The sequence below is a fragment of the Clostridioides sp. ZZV15-6383 genome (assembly GCF_020657735.1).
Lineage (GTDB): Bacteria > Bacillota > Clostridia > Peptostreptococcales > Peptostreptococcaceae > Clostridioides > Clostridioides difficile_D.
In genome coordinates this window covers 1-16679 of sequence record NZ_JAGWCV010000045.1, presented here as the reverse complement: position 1 = coordinate 16679, position 16679 = coordinate 1, and the positions used below count along the sequence as shown (strand labels likewise).

At 28.0% G+C, this 16679-nt stretch carries 18 protein-coding genes and 2 riboswitches; of the genes, 10 read left to right on the top strand and 8 right to left on the bottom strand.

Features of this window, described 5'->3' with window-relative positions; translation table 11 throughout:
* The first annotated feature begins 140 nt into the window (after positions 1-140).
* The 3 genes from KGF42_RS14530 to KGF42_RS14520 all read left to right on the top strand — a co-directional run bounded on the left by KGF42_RS14530 (position 141) and on the right by KGF42_RS14520 (position 5612).
* Positions 141-1229, top strand: coding sequence for a hypothetical protein (locus KGF42_RS14530; RefSeq protein ID WP_227822606.1), 1089 nt, complete (start codon positions 141-143; stop codon positions 1227-1229).
* Between the two features lie 176 nt (positions 1230-1405).
* Positions 1406-2662, top strand: coding sequence for a serine hydroxymethyltransferase (gene glyA, locus KGF42_RS14525; protein WP_227822607.1), 1257 nt, complete (start codon positions 1406-1408; stop codon positions 2660-2662).
* Between the two features lie 175 nt (positions 2663-2837).
* Positions 2838-5612: a calcium-translocating P-type ATPase, PMCA-type gene (locus KGF42_RS14520; RefSeq protein WP_227826566.1), complete on the top strand. Its 2775-nt coding sequence runs from the start codon at positions 2838-2840 to the stop codon at positions 5610-5612.
* 119 nt (positions 5613-5731) lie between these two features.
* Here the strand turns inward: KGF42_RS14520 and KGF42_RS14515 are convergent, their stop codons facing one another.
* The 4 genes from KGF42_RS14515 to KGF42_RS14505 are packed head-to-tail and all read right to left on the bottom strand — an operon-like array spanning position 5732 to position 6685.
* The gene (locus KGF42_RS14515) at positions 5732-5947 is read right to left on the bottom strand and encodes a hypothetical protein (protein WP_227822609.1); all 216 of its coding nucleotides are present in this window, start codon (positions 5945-5947) and stop codon (positions 5732-5734) included.
* A 15-nt stretch (positions 5948-5962) separates the two neighbouring features.
* Positions 5963-6298: a sigma 54-interacting transcriptional regulator gene (locus KGF42_RS14510; protein ID WP_227826565.1), complete on the bottom strand. Its 336-nt coding sequence runs from the start codon at positions 6296-6298 to the stop codon at positions 5963-5965.
* Positions 6299-6300: 2 nt separating this feature from the next.
* Positions 6301-6426: a hypothetical protein gene (locus KGF42_RS19920; protein ID WP_255643352.1), complete on the bottom strand. Its 126-nt coding sequence runs from the start codon at positions 6424-6426 to the stop codon at positions 6301-6303.
* A 13-nt stretch (positions 6427-6439) separates the two neighbouring features.
* Complete coding sequence (locus KGF42_RS14505; protein WP_227822611.1) at positions 6440-6685, bottom strand: PAS domain S-box protein; 246 nt, start codon at positions 6683-6685, stop codon at positions 6440-6442.
* A gap of 340 nt (positions 6686-7025) precedes the next feature.
* On the opposite strand from KGF42_RS14505, the gene KGF42_RS20235 reads away from it, so the two are divergent.
* The 4 genes from KGF42_RS20235 (at position 7026) to zmp1 (ending at position 11247) form a co-directional block, all read left to right on the top strand.
* Positions 7026-7958 carry a DMT family transporter gene (locus KGF42_RS20235; protein WP_227822612.1) on the top strand — a complete coding sequence of 311 codons (933 nt, stop codon included), beginning with the start codon at positions 7026-7028 and terminating at the stop codon, positions 7956-7958.
* Positions 7959-8090: 132 nt separating this feature from the next.
* The gene (locus KGF42_RS14495) at positions 8091-9269 is read left to right on the top strand and encodes a cation diffusion facilitator family transporter (RefSeq protein WP_227822613.1); all 1179 of its coding nucleotides are present in this window, start codon (positions 8091-8093) and stop codon (positions 9267-9269) included.
* Between the two features lie 125 nt (positions 9270-9394).
* Positions 9395-9480: riboswitch (cyclic di-GMP riboswitch) on the top strand.
* 111 nt (positions 9481-9591) lie between these two features.
* Positions 9592-10215, top strand: coding sequence for a hypothetical protein (locus KGF42_RS20515; RefSeq protein ID WP_413927025.1), 624 nt, complete (start codon positions 9592-9594; stop codon positions 10213-10215).
* Positions 10216-10399: 184 nt separating this feature from the next.
* A riboswitch (cyclic di-GMP riboswitch) is annotated at positions 10400-10485 on the top strand.
* 99 nt (positions 10486-10584) lie between these two features.
* Positions 10585-11247, top strand: coding sequence for an anthrax toxin lethal factor-related metalloendopeptidase (gene zmp1, locus KGF42_RS14485; RefSeq protein WP_227822614.1), 663 nt, complete (start codon positions 10585-10587; stop codon positions 11245-11247).
* Positions 11248-11455: 208 nt separating this feature from the next.
* Here the strand turns inward: zmp1 and KGF42_RS14480 are convergent, their stop codons facing one another.
* From KGF42_RS14480 to KGF42_RS20505, 3 genes are all read right to left on the bottom strand, one after another.
* Positions 11456-12421, bottom strand: coding sequence for a DMT family transporter (locus KGF42_RS14480; protein ID WP_054274800.1), 966 nt, complete (start codon positions 12419-12421; stop codon positions 11456-11458).
* A 137-nt stretch (positions 12422-12558) separates the two neighbouring features.
* Positions 12559-13173 carry an aminotransferase class I/II-fold pyridoxal phosphate-dependent enzyme gene (locus KGF42_RS20510; protein ID WP_413927026.1) on the bottom strand — a complete coding sequence of 205 codons (615 nt, stop codon included), beginning with the start codon at positions 13171-13173 and terminating at the stop codon, positions 12559-12561.
* A gap of 126 nt (positions 13174-13299) precedes the next feature.
* Complete coding sequence (locus tag KGF42_RS20505) at positions 13300-13530, bottom strand: hypothetical protein (protein ID WP_413927024.1); 231 nt, start codon at positions 13528-13530, stop codon at positions 13300-13302.
* Between the two features lie 304 nt (positions 13531-13834).
* Here KGF42_RS20505 and bilQ point away from each other — a divergent pair, with 304 nt between their 5' ends.
* The 3 genes from bilQ (at position 13835) to KGF42_RS14460 (ending at position 15664) form a co-directional block, all read left to right on the top strand.
* Positions 13835-14281, top strand: a complete 447-nt coding sequence (gene bilQ, locus KGF42_RS14470; RefSeq protein ID WP_227823499.1) for a bilirubin utilization transcriptional regulator BilQ — start codon at positions 13835-13837, stop codon at positions 14279-14281.
* Position 14282: 1 nt separating this feature from the next.
* Positions 14283-15377: a bilirubin reductase gene (gene bilR / locus KGF42_RS14465; RefSeq protein ID WP_227826564.1), complete on the top strand. Its 1095-nt coding sequence runs from the start codon at positions 14283-14285 to the stop codon at positions 15375-15377.
* A gap of 89 nt (positions 15378-15466) precedes the next feature.
* Positions 15467-15664, top strand: coding sequence for a flavodoxin family protein (locus tag KGF42_RS14460; RefSeq protein WP_227823497.1), 198 nt, complete (start codon positions 15467-15469; stop codon positions 15662-15664).
* Positions 15665-15973: 309 nt separating this feature from the next.
* Here KGF42_RS14460 and KGF42_RS14455 read toward each other — a convergent pair.
* The coding region (locus tag KGF42_RS14455; RefSeq protein ID WP_227826563.1) for an IS3 family transposase at positions 15974-16679 on the bottom strand (706 nt) is incomplete at its 5' end.

Genomic DNA, 16679 nt, shown 5'->3' with positions numbered 1-16679 from the left:
AAATATATATAAATAAAAAAAAAGATATAAAAATAAAAAAAGTAGGTCAAATACTATTCTAAAAAGACAGAATTTTCATTTAATTTACTTTGAATTTATACTTGTTAAAGAAGGTAACTTTATAATGGAGGTAATTTAATATGTCAGACAAAGTCAATGTGAAAAATATTATCTGTATTGCGGGTGCTTATTTAGCGACAGCAATTGGTTCTGGATTTGCTACTGGTCAAGAAATACTCCAATTTTTTGCCTCACAAGGGTATATGGGGCTGATTGGGGCGTTAATATCAATGGTGTTATTTTCATTTCTTGGTGCTGAAGTTATAACTAGAGGTAGAGAATTAAAACTTAAAGAACCAACAAAAATTTATACTTTCTATTGTGGAAAGATTTTAGGAAAATTTTACGAATGGTTTAGTCCAATATTTTTATTTGGAATTCTTATAGTAATGATTTCAGGTGCAGGTTCAACTTTAACTGAATATTATGGTATAAATCCTTATTTGGGAAGAGTGTTGATGGCTGTTGCTACCTTGATTACAGTGTCTATGGGTCTAGAAAAATTAGTAAGTATACTTGGTCGTATTGGACCAGTGATAGCAGTATTTACAATTGCTGTTGGATTAATAAGCTTATTTAAGCATTTTGATGGTTTATCTATGGTTGGAGAAGCTATGAAAAATATTGAAGTTACAAAAGCATCAGAAAGTCCAATCATTTCAGGTGTAATATATAATACATTAAATATTATTGTAATGATTGTCTTTTTAACAGGAATGGGAGCTTCTATTGAAAGTAAAAAGGATGCTTTCTGGGGAGGTTTATTAGGTGGAGTTGTATTTATGACTGCTGGTATAGTTATGTATTTGGCTATGATTTCAGATATAGGAAACTTGTACATGAAAGAAATACCATCACTTTATTTAGCGGATAATATAGCTCCTATTATAGGTGTATGTTTCTCAGTTGCACTTATATTAGGTATTTATACAACAGCTGTTCCACTTTTATGGTCTGTGACTAATAGAATAGTTGAAGATGAACACCCTAAATTTAAACTTGTAACAACAGTAATAGCTATTTTGGCTTGTATAGGTGGATTTTTACCATTTGGTAAACTAGTAAATATTTTATATCCATATACAGGTTATATGGGACTTTTAATTTTAGTTTGTATGGTATATAAAGCAATTACATGTAGAGAGAAATCAACACAAGGTCAGGAATAGAGCCACTTATTAATTTCATAGTTAAGGCAATTTTTTCATATAACATAAATTATAAAAAGTCAAAATAGTTAAATAAATTGCAAGATATGATAATATATTTAATTAAAATAATGTAGTAGAATATAAATAAAATTAATTAAATTTATAAAAAAATTAAAATAAAAAGAGGTGTTATTATGTTAAAAACAACAAAAATTTCAGACCCAGAGTTATATAACATTGTGGCTGGGGAGTTGGTTAGACAAGAGCATAATATTGAAATGATAGCTTCTGAAAGTACAGCACCAACAGAAGTACTTGAATTAAGTGGATGTGTATTTACAAATAAAACCGAAGAAGGTTATCCAGGGGCTCGTTTTCAAGCAGGTTCTGAAGAAGCAGATAAACTTGAAACTCTAGCAATTAAACGTGCAAAAGAAGTATTTGGAGCAGAACATGTAAATGTACAGCCATATTCAGGTTCTACAGCTAACTATTGTGTGTATTCATCAATATTAAAACCAAATGATACTGTTTTAAGTATGCGTCTTGACCAAGGTGGACATTTAACACATGGTAGTACAGTTAATTTTTTACATGATATTTATAAATATGAATTTTATGGAGTAGACCCAAACACTGGACGTATAGATTATGATGCTCTTGAAGCAAAGGCAAAAGAATGCAGACCAAAACTTATAATTGCAGGAGCAAGTTCATATCCAAGACTAATAGACTATGAAAGAATATCAAAAGTTGCAAAGGAAGTAGGAGCTTACTTTATGGTAGATATGGCCCATGTTGCAGGATTAGTTGCAGCAAAAGTAATACCTAGTCCTGTACCTTATGCAGATTTTGTTTCTTCATCTACAACAAAAACTTTCTGTGGTCCAAGAAGTGGTATTGTACTTTGTAAAGCAGAACATGCAAAGAAACTTGATAAAGGTGTTTTCCCAGGAACATTAGGTTCTATACATCTTAATACAGTTGCAGCAAAAGCCTTTTCACTATTATATTTGAGTACAGATAAATTTAAAAAGATAATGGAGCAAGTTGTAGTAAATGCTCAAACTCTAGCATCTGAACTTATTTCACATGGATTCAGTATTGTAAGTGGAGGAACTGATAACCATATAGTAATGGTTGATTTAAGAAGTAAGAATCTTACAGGGAAACAATTTGAAAAAGCTCTTGAATATGTGGGGATAACAGTTAATAAAAATGTTATTCCTGATGACCCACAGTCACCATTTGTAACTAGTGGTGTTCGTATAGGTCTTACATCAATATCTCAAAGGGGTCTTAAAGAAAAAGAAGTTGTACAGATAGCAGGAATAATGAATAAGGTAGCAGAAAATATTGATAATAAAGAAGTATTAGATGAATGTAAAGTAGAAGCTCAAGAACTTATATCTAAGTTTCCATTATATCCAGAAGGGTATTTTGAAGATTAAGTATATTGATTTTTATATATAGCCTACAACTTATAAAGCCTATAACATAAAACCTAATAATATATAACCAGTATAAGGTGTTGATTAATCAACGCCTTATTTTTTTTGAAAAGTAATATACAAGTTATCATAAGCATATAATTCTTTATAGATAATTAACAAGGGGGATAAAGTTATGAGGTATTATAATAAACCTACCAAAGAAGTATTAAAATACTTAAAAACAAATCCAGAATTTGGACTTGATGATAATGAGGTAGAAGAAAGGAAGCTTAGATATGGATTAAATGAATTTACTATAAAAGAAGGACGAACATTTTGGGACGAGTTGGGAGAAAGTCTGACAGAACCTATGATATTAATTCTTATCGGAGCAGCAGTAATAAGTTCTTTTGTAGGGGAATTACATGATGCATTAGGGATTTTAGGAGCTATTTTCATTGGAATTTCTATAGGTATAATAACTGAAGGAAAATCTAAAAAAGCAGCTAATGCCCTATCAAAACTAACAGAAAATATAGAAGTAAAAGTACTTAGAAATGGAAAGATAATTAAAATATCAAAAAATGATTTAGTACCAGGAGATATTATATATATAGAAACGGGAGATATGATACCAGCAGATGGAAGGCTTATACAGTCTATAAATTTGAAACTTAGAGAAGATATGTTAACAGGGGAGTCAGATGATGTAGCTAAGAATGCTGATGCTGTATTGGATATGGAAGTTGTTTATTCTAAGACAGAAATAATTGAACAGGATACAATACCTGCAAAGCAAGTTAATATGGTATTTGGAGGAACTCTTGTAGCATATGGTAGAGGTATAATGGTTGTTACTCATACTGGTGATAAGACAGAGATGGGTAAAATAGCACAGAATTTATCAAATGAAGACCAACAAACTCCTCTTCAAATTAAATTGGGTAAATTAGGTGCTAAAATAGCAGGAATATCAGGGGTGATAGCTACTTTATTGTGTATGTTCATGATTATACAAATGCAGAAAAAAGGTATGTTAATCTTAGATACAAGCAGTATAGTATCTTTTTTACAATCATTAGAGCCTGCTAAAAATGCGTATATGGTTTGTATTGCTTTAATAGTGGCAACTGTTCCAGAAGGTTTGCCAACTATGATAAATATTACTTTAGCTATAACAATGCAGAAGATGGCAAAGATAAATGCCCTAGTAACAAAGAAAGAAGCTTGTGAAACTATAGGTTCTGTTTCTGTAATATGTTCTGACAAAACAGGAACTTTAACACAAAATAAAATGATGGTAGAAGTAGCATATGTTGATGGTAAGTATATAAGTGGTGGAGAGTATCAAAGTAATAGCTATTTTGAGCAAAACTGTATAGTAAATTCAACTGCAGACATAGAAAAGGAAGAAAATTCATTTAAATATATAGGAAGTGCAACAGAGTGTGCATTACTTTTATATCACAATGATAAGAACTATAATGAAATGAGAAAACAGACTTATTTGATATCACAAATACCATTTAGCTCAGAAGAAAAGAAAATGTCAACATTAATTCGCCAAGATGATTCAGATATATTACTCTCAAAAGGTGCACCAGAAGTATTATTAAAAAAATGTTCTTATGTACAACAAGGAAAAAATATTGTTCCAATAACTCCAAAAATAGAAAAAAGTATTTTGGATGAGATTAAAAAATTACAAATTAAATCTATGAGAACATTAGGATTTGCTTATAAAAAGATGAGTAAGTCTAGAACAGAAGTTGCAATAACTTCAGAAGGTGAATTGAATTTAATAGGGAATCCAAGAGGTTACATGAAGGAAGATAATTTAGTTTTTAGTGGATTCGTGGGAATAGTAGACCCATTAAGAGAAGGGGTTAAAGAGTCTATTGATAAAGCATTTAATGCAGGTGTAGATGTAAAAATGCTTACAGGAGATAATATCAATACAGCAACAGCTATTGGGAATGAATTAGGACTATTGAATGATGGGAAAAAGGCAGTTGAAGCAACTTATATAGATGTACTGACAGATGAAGAATTGAGAGAAGAAATCAAAGGAATATCTATTGTTGCAAGAAGTAAACCAGATACAAAGATGAGAATAGTCTCTGCACTTCAAAAAAGTGGTGAAGTTGTAGCTGTAACAGGTGATGGTATAAATGATGCTCCAGCTCTTAGTCAAGCAGATGTTGGAATTGCAATGGGTATTTCAGGTACAGAAGTATCTAAAAATGCAGCAGATATAATATTGACTGATGATAGCTTCAGTACAATCGTAGAGGGAATAAAATGGGGAAGAGGCATATATGAGAATTTTCAAAGATTTATACAGTTTCAGCTTACTGTAAATATAGTAGCATTTATAATTGCCATAATATCTCAACTTACTGGTAAGGATATGCCATTTACTACAATCCAATTATTATGGGTAAACATAATAATGGATGGTCCTCCAGCTCTAGCATTAGGATTAGAACCTGTTAGAGATTATGTATTGAAAAGAAAACCAATAAATAGACATTCTGGAATAATAGCTAGGTCTATGTTTGTAAATATTATTATAAATGCTATTCTTATAATTACAATTGTATTTATGCAATCAGCTTTTAATATATTGGGAGCTACACCAGAAGAGCAAGGTACTGTTATATTTTCTTTATTTGCATTCAGTGCCCTTTTTAATGCATTAAATTGCAGGGAATTTGGTTTGAATAGTACAATACCAAATTTCTTTAAAAATAAGTTGGCATTACAAATAATAATTGTTACAGGTGTAATTCAAATAATATTTACACAAGTATTCCAGAGTTTCTTCAATTCTGTTTCTTTAAACTTTGATATGTGGATAAAAATAATATTATTTGCATCTACTATTCTATTGTCAAATGAGTTTGTAAAACTAATTCTTAGAACGATAAAAAATAGTAGAAATATGAATTTTAGTGGTAAAAATTAATTTTTATGAAACCGCAAAGTAGCATATATATTGTGACTTTGCGGTTTGTGTTTTATACAAGTTTTTTGGTCTTTATTTTAAGACTATATATTTTATTTCTTTAATGTTGTATTATAATATTACAATTCAATTATAGATGGTGTATGGTTTACAAAAGGTAAGAAATCGTGAATGATTTGATTTGTTTTAATTTTCATGTAACTAGTAGTAGTACCATCACTACATCCATACCATTCTTCATTGACTACATCTTTGTCAATAACAATTTGTACAGTATTATCTCTGTCAAGTATAGAACTGAAAATAGTCGCTGAACCAATTTTTGTTCCTAACATTTAGTAACTTTTTATTTAATGAAAATAAAAAATTATTTTACCTTTACTATTAGCCCCTGTAAAAGCACCTTTTGTATAACCAAAAAGCTCTGATTCCAATAGTGAAGGGGATATGGTAGTACAATTTATAGTTATAAAAGGACCATCTTTCCTATCACTTTTAGAGTGAATATATCTAGCCAAAGAAGTTTTTTCAGTCCCAGATTCGCCTAAAATCAATATATTCACGTTTGAATTTGATATCTGGTCAACTGTTTTAAAAATAGATTTCATAGATTCACTTTTAAAAACAATATCATCAAATATATATATTGCACTTCTATGGTACATTTCAACTTCATTTTTATACATTTCTATAGTTTTTTTGAAGATTCTAATTTGTCTTTTATATTGTTTAATTCTGTTATATCCCTACAATTTTCTATTATGTATTCGATATCTCCATTTTCATCAAATAAAGGAGTTGCAGTAATTATCAATTTTATGCCAGTTTTAGATTGTTGTTCTAATGATACTACCCTTTTTTGTTCTTATTACTTCTGTTACTGGAGTCTGAAATAAACAACCCTTTTCTTGTATATACATAACACTTTTACCTAAAACTTCATCTCTTGTTAACCCATAGTTGTTTTCAAATGATTTATTACAATATAATGTTATTCCATTCTTATCACAAACTGATATCTCATCATGTGAAAATTTTAAAATCTTTTCGAAAAAGTCTTTTGGATATTTCATTTTGACCTCCTAAAAATAATTAAAAATTTATATAAAAGTATAATTCAAATTAAAACTGAATTAAAATTTATGGAAAATAAATAATTTGATTCAAAAGTGAATTATATGAGCTACAATCTAATTTAAAAATGAATTGTATGAATTATGATACAATTCGATTATGAATGAATTATATTGTTTTTTAGAAGAATAAGCAAATTTTATTTATTAATTAAGCTTATTTTATATTCATAATCTCACTTTAAGATGGGAAATAATAATTATAGAATTTTTAATGTTGGCATTATAATTGCTTATATTAATAATAAGATAAATAGAGATAATTTAAGGGGGAATTTTCGTGAAAAAAGGATATATTTTAATTGGTTGTGCTGGAGCATTATTTGCAACAACAGGATTATTTTCAAGTAATCTAATAGCAAGAGGGTTTACAGTAGAACAAGTTACTTTCACAAGAGCTTTTATAGGGTTTCTGGTAATAGCTATATACAGTGTATTAAAAAAACTAAAAGTTTTTAAAACAAGTAAAAAGGTGATAGGGCTTTCAATATTAAGTGGAATAATATATCAGACAATTTTTAATATTTGTTACTTTAACTCTATAAGTAGTGTAGGAATATCTATAGCTGCAATACTACTTTATACTTCACCTCTATTTGTAGCATTATTTTCAAATATTATATATAAAGAAAATATCAATAAGATGAAAAGATTATCAATACTATTGTGTTTTATAGGTGCTATAGTTGCAGTTTTAGGTGGAAAATTTGAATTTGCAGGAGTAAATGTATTTGGATTATTATTAGGCTTGTTGGCATCATTAACATATTCATGCATATCGATAGTAAATAAAGGTGCACTAAAAGAATGTTTTGGTCTTATAATAATAATTTATGGGTTATTATTTGGTTCAATATTTATAGCACCAATAGCAAAACCATGGTTAATAATATCTCATGTAACTGATATTAGTACTTTAATATTAATTATAGGAATAGGAGTTTTTCCAGCAGCACTTGCATATATATGTTATGTTGGTGGAATAGAACTGGGTATAGAACTTTCAGTTGCGGGAGTTGTGAGTTCTATAGAGTTAGTAATATCTGTTTTAATAGGATGGTTTATATTAGGAGAAGCATTCTCTTTTGTAAAATTAATAGGGGTATTAATAATGATTGTATCTGCCTTAGTAGCTACTAAAGCATCAGCTAAAGTACCTGCTGATAAAAGTAAGAAAATTTATAAAAGTGAATGTTTAACAATGAATAAGTAAAAGATGAATTTTTAATAAAATTTTACTAAGATAGAGTAAATTTTAGGAATTTTATATTTAAATTGTGTTATCATAAATAGTGATATAATAATTTAAAATTGTGCATAAAATATGAAACGAGGAGGTAGTTTCGTGTTTTCAAAATTCCTAGTTAAAACATTTATTAAAGATAGTGAAAATGTCCAAAGTGCAAGTGTTAGAAACAAGTATGGTTATGTAGCAGGTATAGTAGGTATAATATCTAATTTAGGTTTATTTATATTAAAATTTTTTATAGGCATATTAACATCTAGTATAGCTATAATGGCAGATGCATTTAATAATCTTTCTGATATGGCATCTTCAGCAATAACTATGATAGGATTTAAGTTAGCAAGTAAACCAGCTGACAAAGAGCATCCTTTTGGACATGGTAGAATAGAATATTTATCAGCATTAATAGTAGCATTTATGGTGATGCTGGTTGGACTTCAGTTTGTAAAATCATCTATAGAAAGAATAACAAATCCAGTTCCTATAAAATTTGAAGTAGTACCACTTATACTTTTGATTTCATCTATAATGGTTAAAATATGGTTAAGTCGTTTTAATAAATTTATAGGAAATAAAATTAATTCCTCAGCATTAAAGGCAGTATCATTAGATGCTTTAGGAGATGTGTTTACATCAAGTTGTGTAGTTATATCATTTGTTTTAGCGAGATTTACTAGTTTACCTATAGATGGATACGTAGGTATTGTAGTATCACTACTAATACTTTATGCTGGTTTTTCTCTTGTAAAAGATACTATAAATCCTCTTCTAGGAGAAGCACCAGATGAAGAAATGGTAAAATCTATTATAGAACTATTGTTATCTTATAAATATATAATGGGTACACATGATTTAATCATTCATAACTATGGGGTTGGGAGATGTATCGCATCTATACATGCAGAAATTCCATCTAATATAGATATAATGGAAATCCATGAGATTATAGATACTGCAGAGAGAGAAATATCTGAAAAGTTAGATATATATTTAGTAATCCATATGGACCCAATATGCCTTGAAGATGAAGAAGTTATGTCAGCAAAAAAAGAACTTGAAGAAATACTTAAGAAAAATAGTCTCGTAAAATCTATGCATGACTTTAGAATAGTTGGAAAGGGAAGTAAGAAGAATTTAGTATTTGATATAGTAGTAAATCCTTCTGAATTTTCAAAAGGTATGTCAGAAGAAGATTTAAAAGAAGATATAACAAAGTTAGTTAAGGAGATAAACCCTGAATATAATTGTGTCATTGTTGTAGATAAGGATTTTATTTAATGAGTCATTAAGAGTAAAATAAGGGAAAAAATGTAAAAAACATAGACAATAATATAGAGTCATAATATAATAGAAGTATATAATTGTATTTAATATGAATATAACAATTTTAATTGTTTTTTATGAAATATTATAGAGATGTTGAAGTATATTCTATTATTGGGCACCTTATGGATATACTGAGTCAGTGGTGCAACCGGCTATGAATATAAATTTATTTATTTTCATGGCTTTTTTTGTATAATTTTTTATAAAAATTAATTTATATATGATATTAATGGAAGATTACAAATTATAGATAGTCTAGAGGGGAGAAATCTATATGAAGAAAAGAAATAAAAAGGCATTATTAATCAGTTTAATTATAATTCTAAGTATGGTGGTATCTACAATATATCCAACTGTATCTTATGCTTCTGAATTAGAAGAAAATAGTCATATTCAGAGTGGTTCAACTAATTCATCAACTGGAGATGAAAAAGTAACAGATAATAAAAAACCAGAACAAACTCCAGAAGAAGAGAAACCAACAGATAATAAAAATACAGAACAGATACCAGAGGAAGAGAAGCCAGCACCACCAAGCATAGATAAACCAAGGAAACCATCAAGTTCATCTGATACAGATGAAACTGTAGTAATAAATCCACCAGTACCACCATTAGAAGATGTGGTAAATCCACCAATACCAGAGGTCGTGAATCCACCAATACCACCATCAGAAGATGTAATAGAAAAGCCCGTTAAACAAATTGTTCCAATACCAGAGGTAGTAAAACCATCAGTATCAGAAGAAAAGAATGATAAAGTTAAAGATGATACTGTAATAAATCCACCAGTACCACCAAAGACAGGTGACAATACTATCATTATTGGAGAAATACTTTTAGTTCTAGGAGCTATTGTGGGACTTATTATATTAAGACGAAATAAAAATACAAATTAGACCCTAACATTATAAAAAATATAAGTAATATTAAAAAATATCTTCTAAAACAATATTTTATGGTAAAAATATTGTTAGAAGATATTTTTTTTTGGAGTATTATGTAAAAAAATAATAACTTATTAGAAAAAAATCCAAAAGCCTATAGACAACTAAAAAGATATGGGTTATAATATAAATATAAAATTAAATGAGGCAAAACTAGGGAAACCTAGTCACGCAAAGCTATAGGGGCTAAAGTTTAGTAAACCATGCCAGCCAGTTGCCGAAAAGAGTAAAAATTTCTTTTTGTATATACAAAGATACTCTTGGGTATCTTTTTTATTTTGAAATTTATTACTCCCGGCCTAACTCAAAGGAGGGAATAATATGAAACCAAGTAAAAAATTATTAATCGCTATAATATCAATGTTCTTAATAAGTTCAGTTCCAGTAAGTGCACATCCAGACAGTACTACTATACAACAAAATAAAGAAACACTTAGTCAAATAGTGGTTCTTCCAACTGGAAATTACAATAAAAATGAAGCTAACGCTATGGTAAATAGACTAGCTAATATAGATGGAAAGTATTTAAATGCATTAAAACAAGATAACTTAAAAATAAAATTATTAAGTGGAAAGTTAACAGATGAAAAAGAATACGCTTATTTAAAAGGTGTAGTTCCTAAGGGTTGGGAAGGTACTGGAAAAACTTGGGATGATGTTCCTGGTTTAGGTGGAAGTACAGTAGCTCTTAGAATAGGATTTAGTAACAAAGGTAAAGGTCATGATGCAATAAACTTAGAATTACATGAAACAGCACATGCAATAGACCATATAGCATTAAATGACATTTCTAAATCAGCACAATTTAAACAAATATTTGCTAAAGAAGGACGTTCTTTAGGTAATGTAAATTACTTAGGCGTATATCCAGAAGAATTCTTTGCAGAAGCATTTGCATATTACTATTTAAATCAAGATACAAATAGTAAATTAAAAGCAGCTTGTCCACAAACTTATAGCTTTTTACAAAACTTAGCTAAATAGAAAATTTAATAAATTAAAAATAAATTAAGAAGCTGTCTCAAAATAGAGATAAGCTTCTTTTTCATTGTTGAAATGATGAAAATATATTTGATTTCATACAAAAAAGAGTGCTTCATGAACTAAAAAGTTCATTTTGAGACAACCTTTTTTTATATTGCATGTAAAACTAATAAATTTAATCTTACGTATAACCAAGGTAGTGTATCAATTATGATTCCTTATATAAGGATTCAATGTGCCTATTATGCGCTTGAGTAATTATTGTAGGTATAATAGAAATTATTGAGCCAACTACTATCAATAAAATTCCTATAACCATATTAATAGGAATAATTTCTTTAAGTATTAATAATGCTAGTATTGGAGATATTACTGGTTTAAAGAAGAATACTAAAGATGTAAGACTAGTAGATGTAGCTTCCATTGCCATGAAGTAAAGTGCATAACCAACACCTGTAACAAATACGAATACATAAATCATAATGGGCATATTGTGTAAGGTATAGCCACTAAAAATAGGGATATTTGCAAATACATGAAGTTTATTTTTATTTAATATATCTGCGATAAAATTAATTTTAGTAAGCAAAACCAATATCAACATTTCTAAACTACCAAATATAAAACTAAAGCAAGTTACAACTATTCCGCCAAATTTTAAAGTTTTTCTTTTACCAAATACAGTATACATTGAAAAAATAATGGCAGAAGATAATGTTAAGAATATTCCACTAAAAGTTAATTTTGTATGCAATGGATTTATTATAACTATAATTCCAAGTACTTCTAATATAAGTGAAATTACATTGTGCCTATATATTTTTTCCTTCAAAATTAAGTAAGCTAGAAGCATTACAAAGACTGGATTACAACTAAACAAAACAGCAACTACAGATGCTTTTGTGTTTAGAACAGCCAGTTGGTACAATGACATACTTACTACTACACACATAAAACCTAGAAATGCAAAGTATTTTAAGTCTGATTTTGTAATAGAAAGACTAAGAGATCTTAATCTTTTTATAGCAAAAGGTAGTAAGACTAAACCGCCAACAAAAAATCTTGATAAAGTTATTTGTAAGGGATTAAAGTCATTAGTGACAGTTTTTAGACTAATTTCCATTGAACTAAAAAATAATGTAGTCAGTATTATATAAACATAACCTTTTTTCAAGTCAAACACCTCCTTGTAACTTATATTAGTACTATAGATTACAATATTCAAGTGTATTGGAATAATATGGCATGTGAAATATAGTACATAAAATAATAAACTACCTTGATTTAATTATTTTAAATTATACAGTTTGGCTAATTTTTCAAATGCTGGTAGAGAGCTTTTAACTTTGTCAAAGATACACAATATGATACTCTAAAATGACCTGGACAACCAAAAGAAGAATCTGGTACTAATAATAGATTAAATTGTTTTGCATCATTGCAGAATTTTTTATCATCTTCAATTGGAGCTTTTGGGAATAAATAGAATGTACCACTAGGTTTAACACAAGAATATCTCATATCGATTAAACTATTATATAGAAGGTCAAAATTCTTTTTATAAATGTTTACATCAACTTCAGCATCTGAACTTCTTGCAATAACTCTTTGAAAAAGAGAAGGAGCATTTACAAATCCAAGTACTCTATTTGCAACATTTAGAGAAGACATAACATCATCAAAATCATCCATTTGTCCATTAGCAACAATATATCCTATACGTTCACCAGGTAGAGATAATGATTTACTGTAAGAGTATCCTATAAATGAGTTTCTATAGTATTTTAGTACACAAGGAACTTTAGCACCATCATAAATTATTTCTCTATATGGTTCGTCAGAAATTAAGTATATGTTTATATTAAATTCCTTTTGTTTTGAATCCAATAATTTTCCAAGATTTTTTAATAATTCCTCAGAATAGATGACACCAGTAGGATTATTTGGAGTGTTTATTATTAAAGCTCTTGTTTTTGGAGTAATAAAGTTTTCTTTTGTAAGGTCTAATCCTTCTTTTTTATTGATATGATTAGCAATAGCATCTCTTACATCTTAATATCCTGAGTTATTCATATATCCATGAACTAAATTTGGAGATTCTTCATTCAAAATATCATTTATAACTGCTTTAATAGTCTCTGGAGGTTCAACACTTGGATTTCCTATACTAAAATCAAAAACATTTTCTTCTCCATAAATATCAGAAAGTTTCTTTCCTTCTTCAAACATAGCTCTTATAACAGAACTGTTTGCAACTAAAGTTTGCATTTTATTAGATATCATATGTAACACTCCCTTTTATAGATTTATATTGCTTATGTATATATTATCATGTTTTTACTGAATTTAGACAATTTTCGTAAATTTATTTGTTTGAAAATATAAACTTTTATATAAAATATATTTATGTATAGTGCATATTAAAAATTCCAATTTCTGACTTAATCATGATTATTTTCTATAATGTTTTATAAAGAATTGATAAAATATATATTTAGAAAGTAAAATATTCTTGACTATATTAATTGTTTAATATAATATAGTTGATATAGTCAAATATATTAAAATTATAGAGGGGAAATTTAAGATGGATTTTAAAAATTTACAGTATGAAAGTTTATCATATATTATCTGTAATTTACAAAAAAATTTTAAACTTTATTGTGAAAAATGCTTAAAACCATATAAACTCACAAATGGTCTGTACTTCTATTTAATTTATATCAATAAAAATAGAAATTGTTCCTTGAATGATGTTTCGACAGAATTTGAAGTTGATAAAGCTTATACGACAAGAACTATATCTAGGTTAGAGAAAGGTGGATATATAGAAAAAATCCAAAATCCTGATGATAGTAGAGCTTTTCAGCTGAGAGTAACAGACAAGGGTGAGGAAGTATTAGGAGATATAAAGAATATATTTTCAAAGTGGGATAACAGTGTAAAAAGAGAGTTTTCGGATGAAGAGTATAAAGAATTAGTAAAGAAATTACATGTAGTAAAGGATATGAAAACGACTGTGGAGGAAGAATAGGATGTATTGCAATTTGTTAAAGCCAATTAAAATTGGAAGTTTGGAATTAAAAAATAGAGTATCATTTGCACCTACAAGCATGGGTCTTAAATTGGAAGAAAAAATTAAAAAGTTTTGTGATATTGCAAAGTCAGGAGTAGCTCTGATTACTTTAGGAGATGTATCTGTTAGACCTAGTTTTCATAAGATGGCTATGAGTTTATCAGATGAAGAGGGAGTTATAAAATGCAAGAAAATTGTAGATGAGATACACAATTCTGGCGCAAAGGTATCAGCACAAATATTTTGTTCAGATTATGATATTAATTTAATTAAAGATACTATGAAAATGGGAATTACTTCACATGATGAGATAAAAAAAATCATGGCTGATGGAGTAAAAGATTACATAACAAATATGTACAAAGAAGAAATTAAAAATATTATAGATTTATTTAAAGTAGCAGCATTGAATGCAAAAAAAGCAGGGTTTGATATGATTCAAATTCATGGTGATAGGATTGTAGGAAGTTTTTCATCAAGCATATTTAATAATAGAAGTGATGAATATGGTGGAACTTGTGAGAATAGAAGCAGATTTGCAAGTGAAATAATTAGCAGTATTCGAAATGAAGTTAAGGATATTCCAATAGATTATAAACTTGCAATAAGACAAGAAAATCCTTATTATGGCAATGCAGGTGTTCTAGTTTCAGAAGTTGAGTATTTTGTAAAAAAATTTGAATCATTAGGTGTAAATAGTTTTCATGTAACACTTGCAAATCACTCAAAGTTAGAAGATATTATACCAACGAATAATCATCCTTATTTTAAAGATGAAGGCTGTTTTTTGTATTTAGCTGATGAGGTGAAGAAATACACAAATCTTCCAGTATGTGGAGTTGGAAAATTATCTAGCCCAGATTTTATGGAAAGTATTATCTCAAGCAATAGAGTAGATATGGTTTCTATGTCAAGACAACTATTGGCAGATAGTAATTGGTTACAGAAAATAAAAGATGGAAGAGTAGATGAGATTAAGAAATGCTGTTATTGTAACAAAAAATGTGTAGATGCTTTGCAAACACGCTCTCAGTTTGGATGTATATTAGATTAGATTATTTTTATATAAATTAAAATCTATTAATATTAAGATAATTTAGATAAGTATTTAACAGAGTATTTAGCTAAAGAGGAGGATATATCATGAAAAGTTTAATTTTATATTCAAGTTTAACTGGAAATACTAAAAAAATCGCTTCTTCTATATATGATGCAATTCAAGGAGAAAAAGAAATTAAAAATATAAGTGAGTTGGTTGATAATAGTATTAACTATGAAAATTATGATGTAAGAGTAACAAGAGGCAATGAAAAAATAGCCACTACAAATTATAGACTGTAGTGGCTATTTTTTATTATTTGTATATGAAATTATTTTATTTTTCTAACAAGTTACTATATATTATGGTTTATTTCACTGATGAAATGCTCATGTATTTTAAAGTAAAAAGTTGTATATTCTAATAAAACTTTAAAATTTTGATTCTTCAAAGTCAGAGAAAATACATTGTTTTTATTAAAAAATTAAATATTAAGAATTTAATTTCTGCATCTTATTTAAAAAAGATAAGAAATCAATTTTATATATGTATTGAGACCCAAAAGTTGGACTTTATACAGGAATGAAATTTTCATTCCTGTTTTTTTAGCTTTATGTAACTTTAGATTCATATTCAAATCTATATTTAACAGGGCTACGCCAATTTAATTTTTCTTTAATTCTTTTGTTATTATAATAATAAATATATTCTGTTATAGCTTTCTCTAATTCGTTGAAACTTTTATATGTTTTTCTATAATACATTTCTTGCTTCATTATACCAAAGAAATTTTCCATAGGAGAATTATCAAGGCATGTACCCTTACGAGACATACTTTGAAATATTTTATTTTTCTTAAGTGTTTTGTTATACTTATTCATTTGATATGCCCAACCTTGGTCTGAGTGAAAAGTTCTTCTATAAGGGCAATCTTTTGTAATATTGATGGCTTCATTTAAAGCATCACTTATTGATTTAAAGTTAGGTCTATCTGAGATACTGAATGATAAAACTTCTCCATTAAACATATCTAAAAATGGATCAAGATATGCTTTTTTTATAACTAATTTTCCATTTTTATCAGTAGTATATATTTTAAATTCTGATGTATCAGTTGTTATTTTCTGATGTGGAATTGATGTTTTAAATCTTCTATTTATTTTATTATTTTTTACCTTTCCAATTGTACCTTTATAGGAATTATATTTACGTGATTTACGAGAAAATGCTATGCATTTAAGTTCTAATTTTCTCATAATACGTCTAACCTTCTTTTGATTAATAACGATACCACTATTTTTTAATGTAGCTGTAATT

Coding starts and splice junctions, on each gene's coding strand:
- KGF42_RS14530 (WP_227822606.1), top strand. CDS start 141: ATGTCAGACAAAGTCAATGTGAAAAATATTATCTGTATTGCGGGTGCT.
- KGF42_RS14515 (WP_227822609.1), bottom strand. CDS start 5,947: ATGTTAGGAACAAAAATTGGTTCAGCGACTATTTTCAGTTCTATACTT.
- KGF42_RS20505 (WP_413927024.1), bottom strand. CDS start 13,530: ATGATATCTAATAAAATGCAAACTTTAGTTGCAAACAGTTCTGTTATA.
- zmp1 (WP_227822614.1), top strand. CDS start 10,585: ATGAAACCAAGTAAAAAATTATTAATCGCTATAATATCAATGTTCTTA.
- bilR (WP_227826564.1), top strand. CDS start 14,283: ATGTATTGCAATTTGTTAAAGCCAATTAAAATTGGAAGTTTGGAATTA.
- KGF42_RS14505 (WP_227822611.1), bottom strand. CDS start 6,685: ATGAAATATCCAAAAGACTTTTTCGAAAAGATTTTAAAATTTTCACAT.
- KGF42_RS20515 (WP_413927025.1), top strand. CDS start 9,592: ATGAAGAAAAGAAATAAAAAGGCATTATTAATCAGTTTAATTATAATT.
- KGF42_RS14460 (WP_227823497.1), top strand. CDS start 15,467: ATGAAAAGTTTAATTTTATATTCAAGTTTAACTGGAAATACTAAAAAA.
- KGF42_RS14510 (WP_227826565.1), bottom strand. CDS start 6,298: ATGTATAAAAATGAAGTTGAAATGTACCATAGAAGTGCAATATATATA.
- bilQ (WP_227823499.1), top strand. CDS start 13,835: ATGGATTTTAAAAATTTACAGTATGAAAGTTTATCATATATTATCTGT.
- glyA (WP_227822607.1), top strand. CDS start 1,406: ATGTTAAAAACAACAAAAATTTCAGACCCAGAGTTATATAACATTGTG.
- KGF42_RS14520 (WP_227826566.1), top strand. CDS start 2,838: ATGAGGTATTATAATAAACCTACCAAAGAAGTATTAAAATACTTAAAA.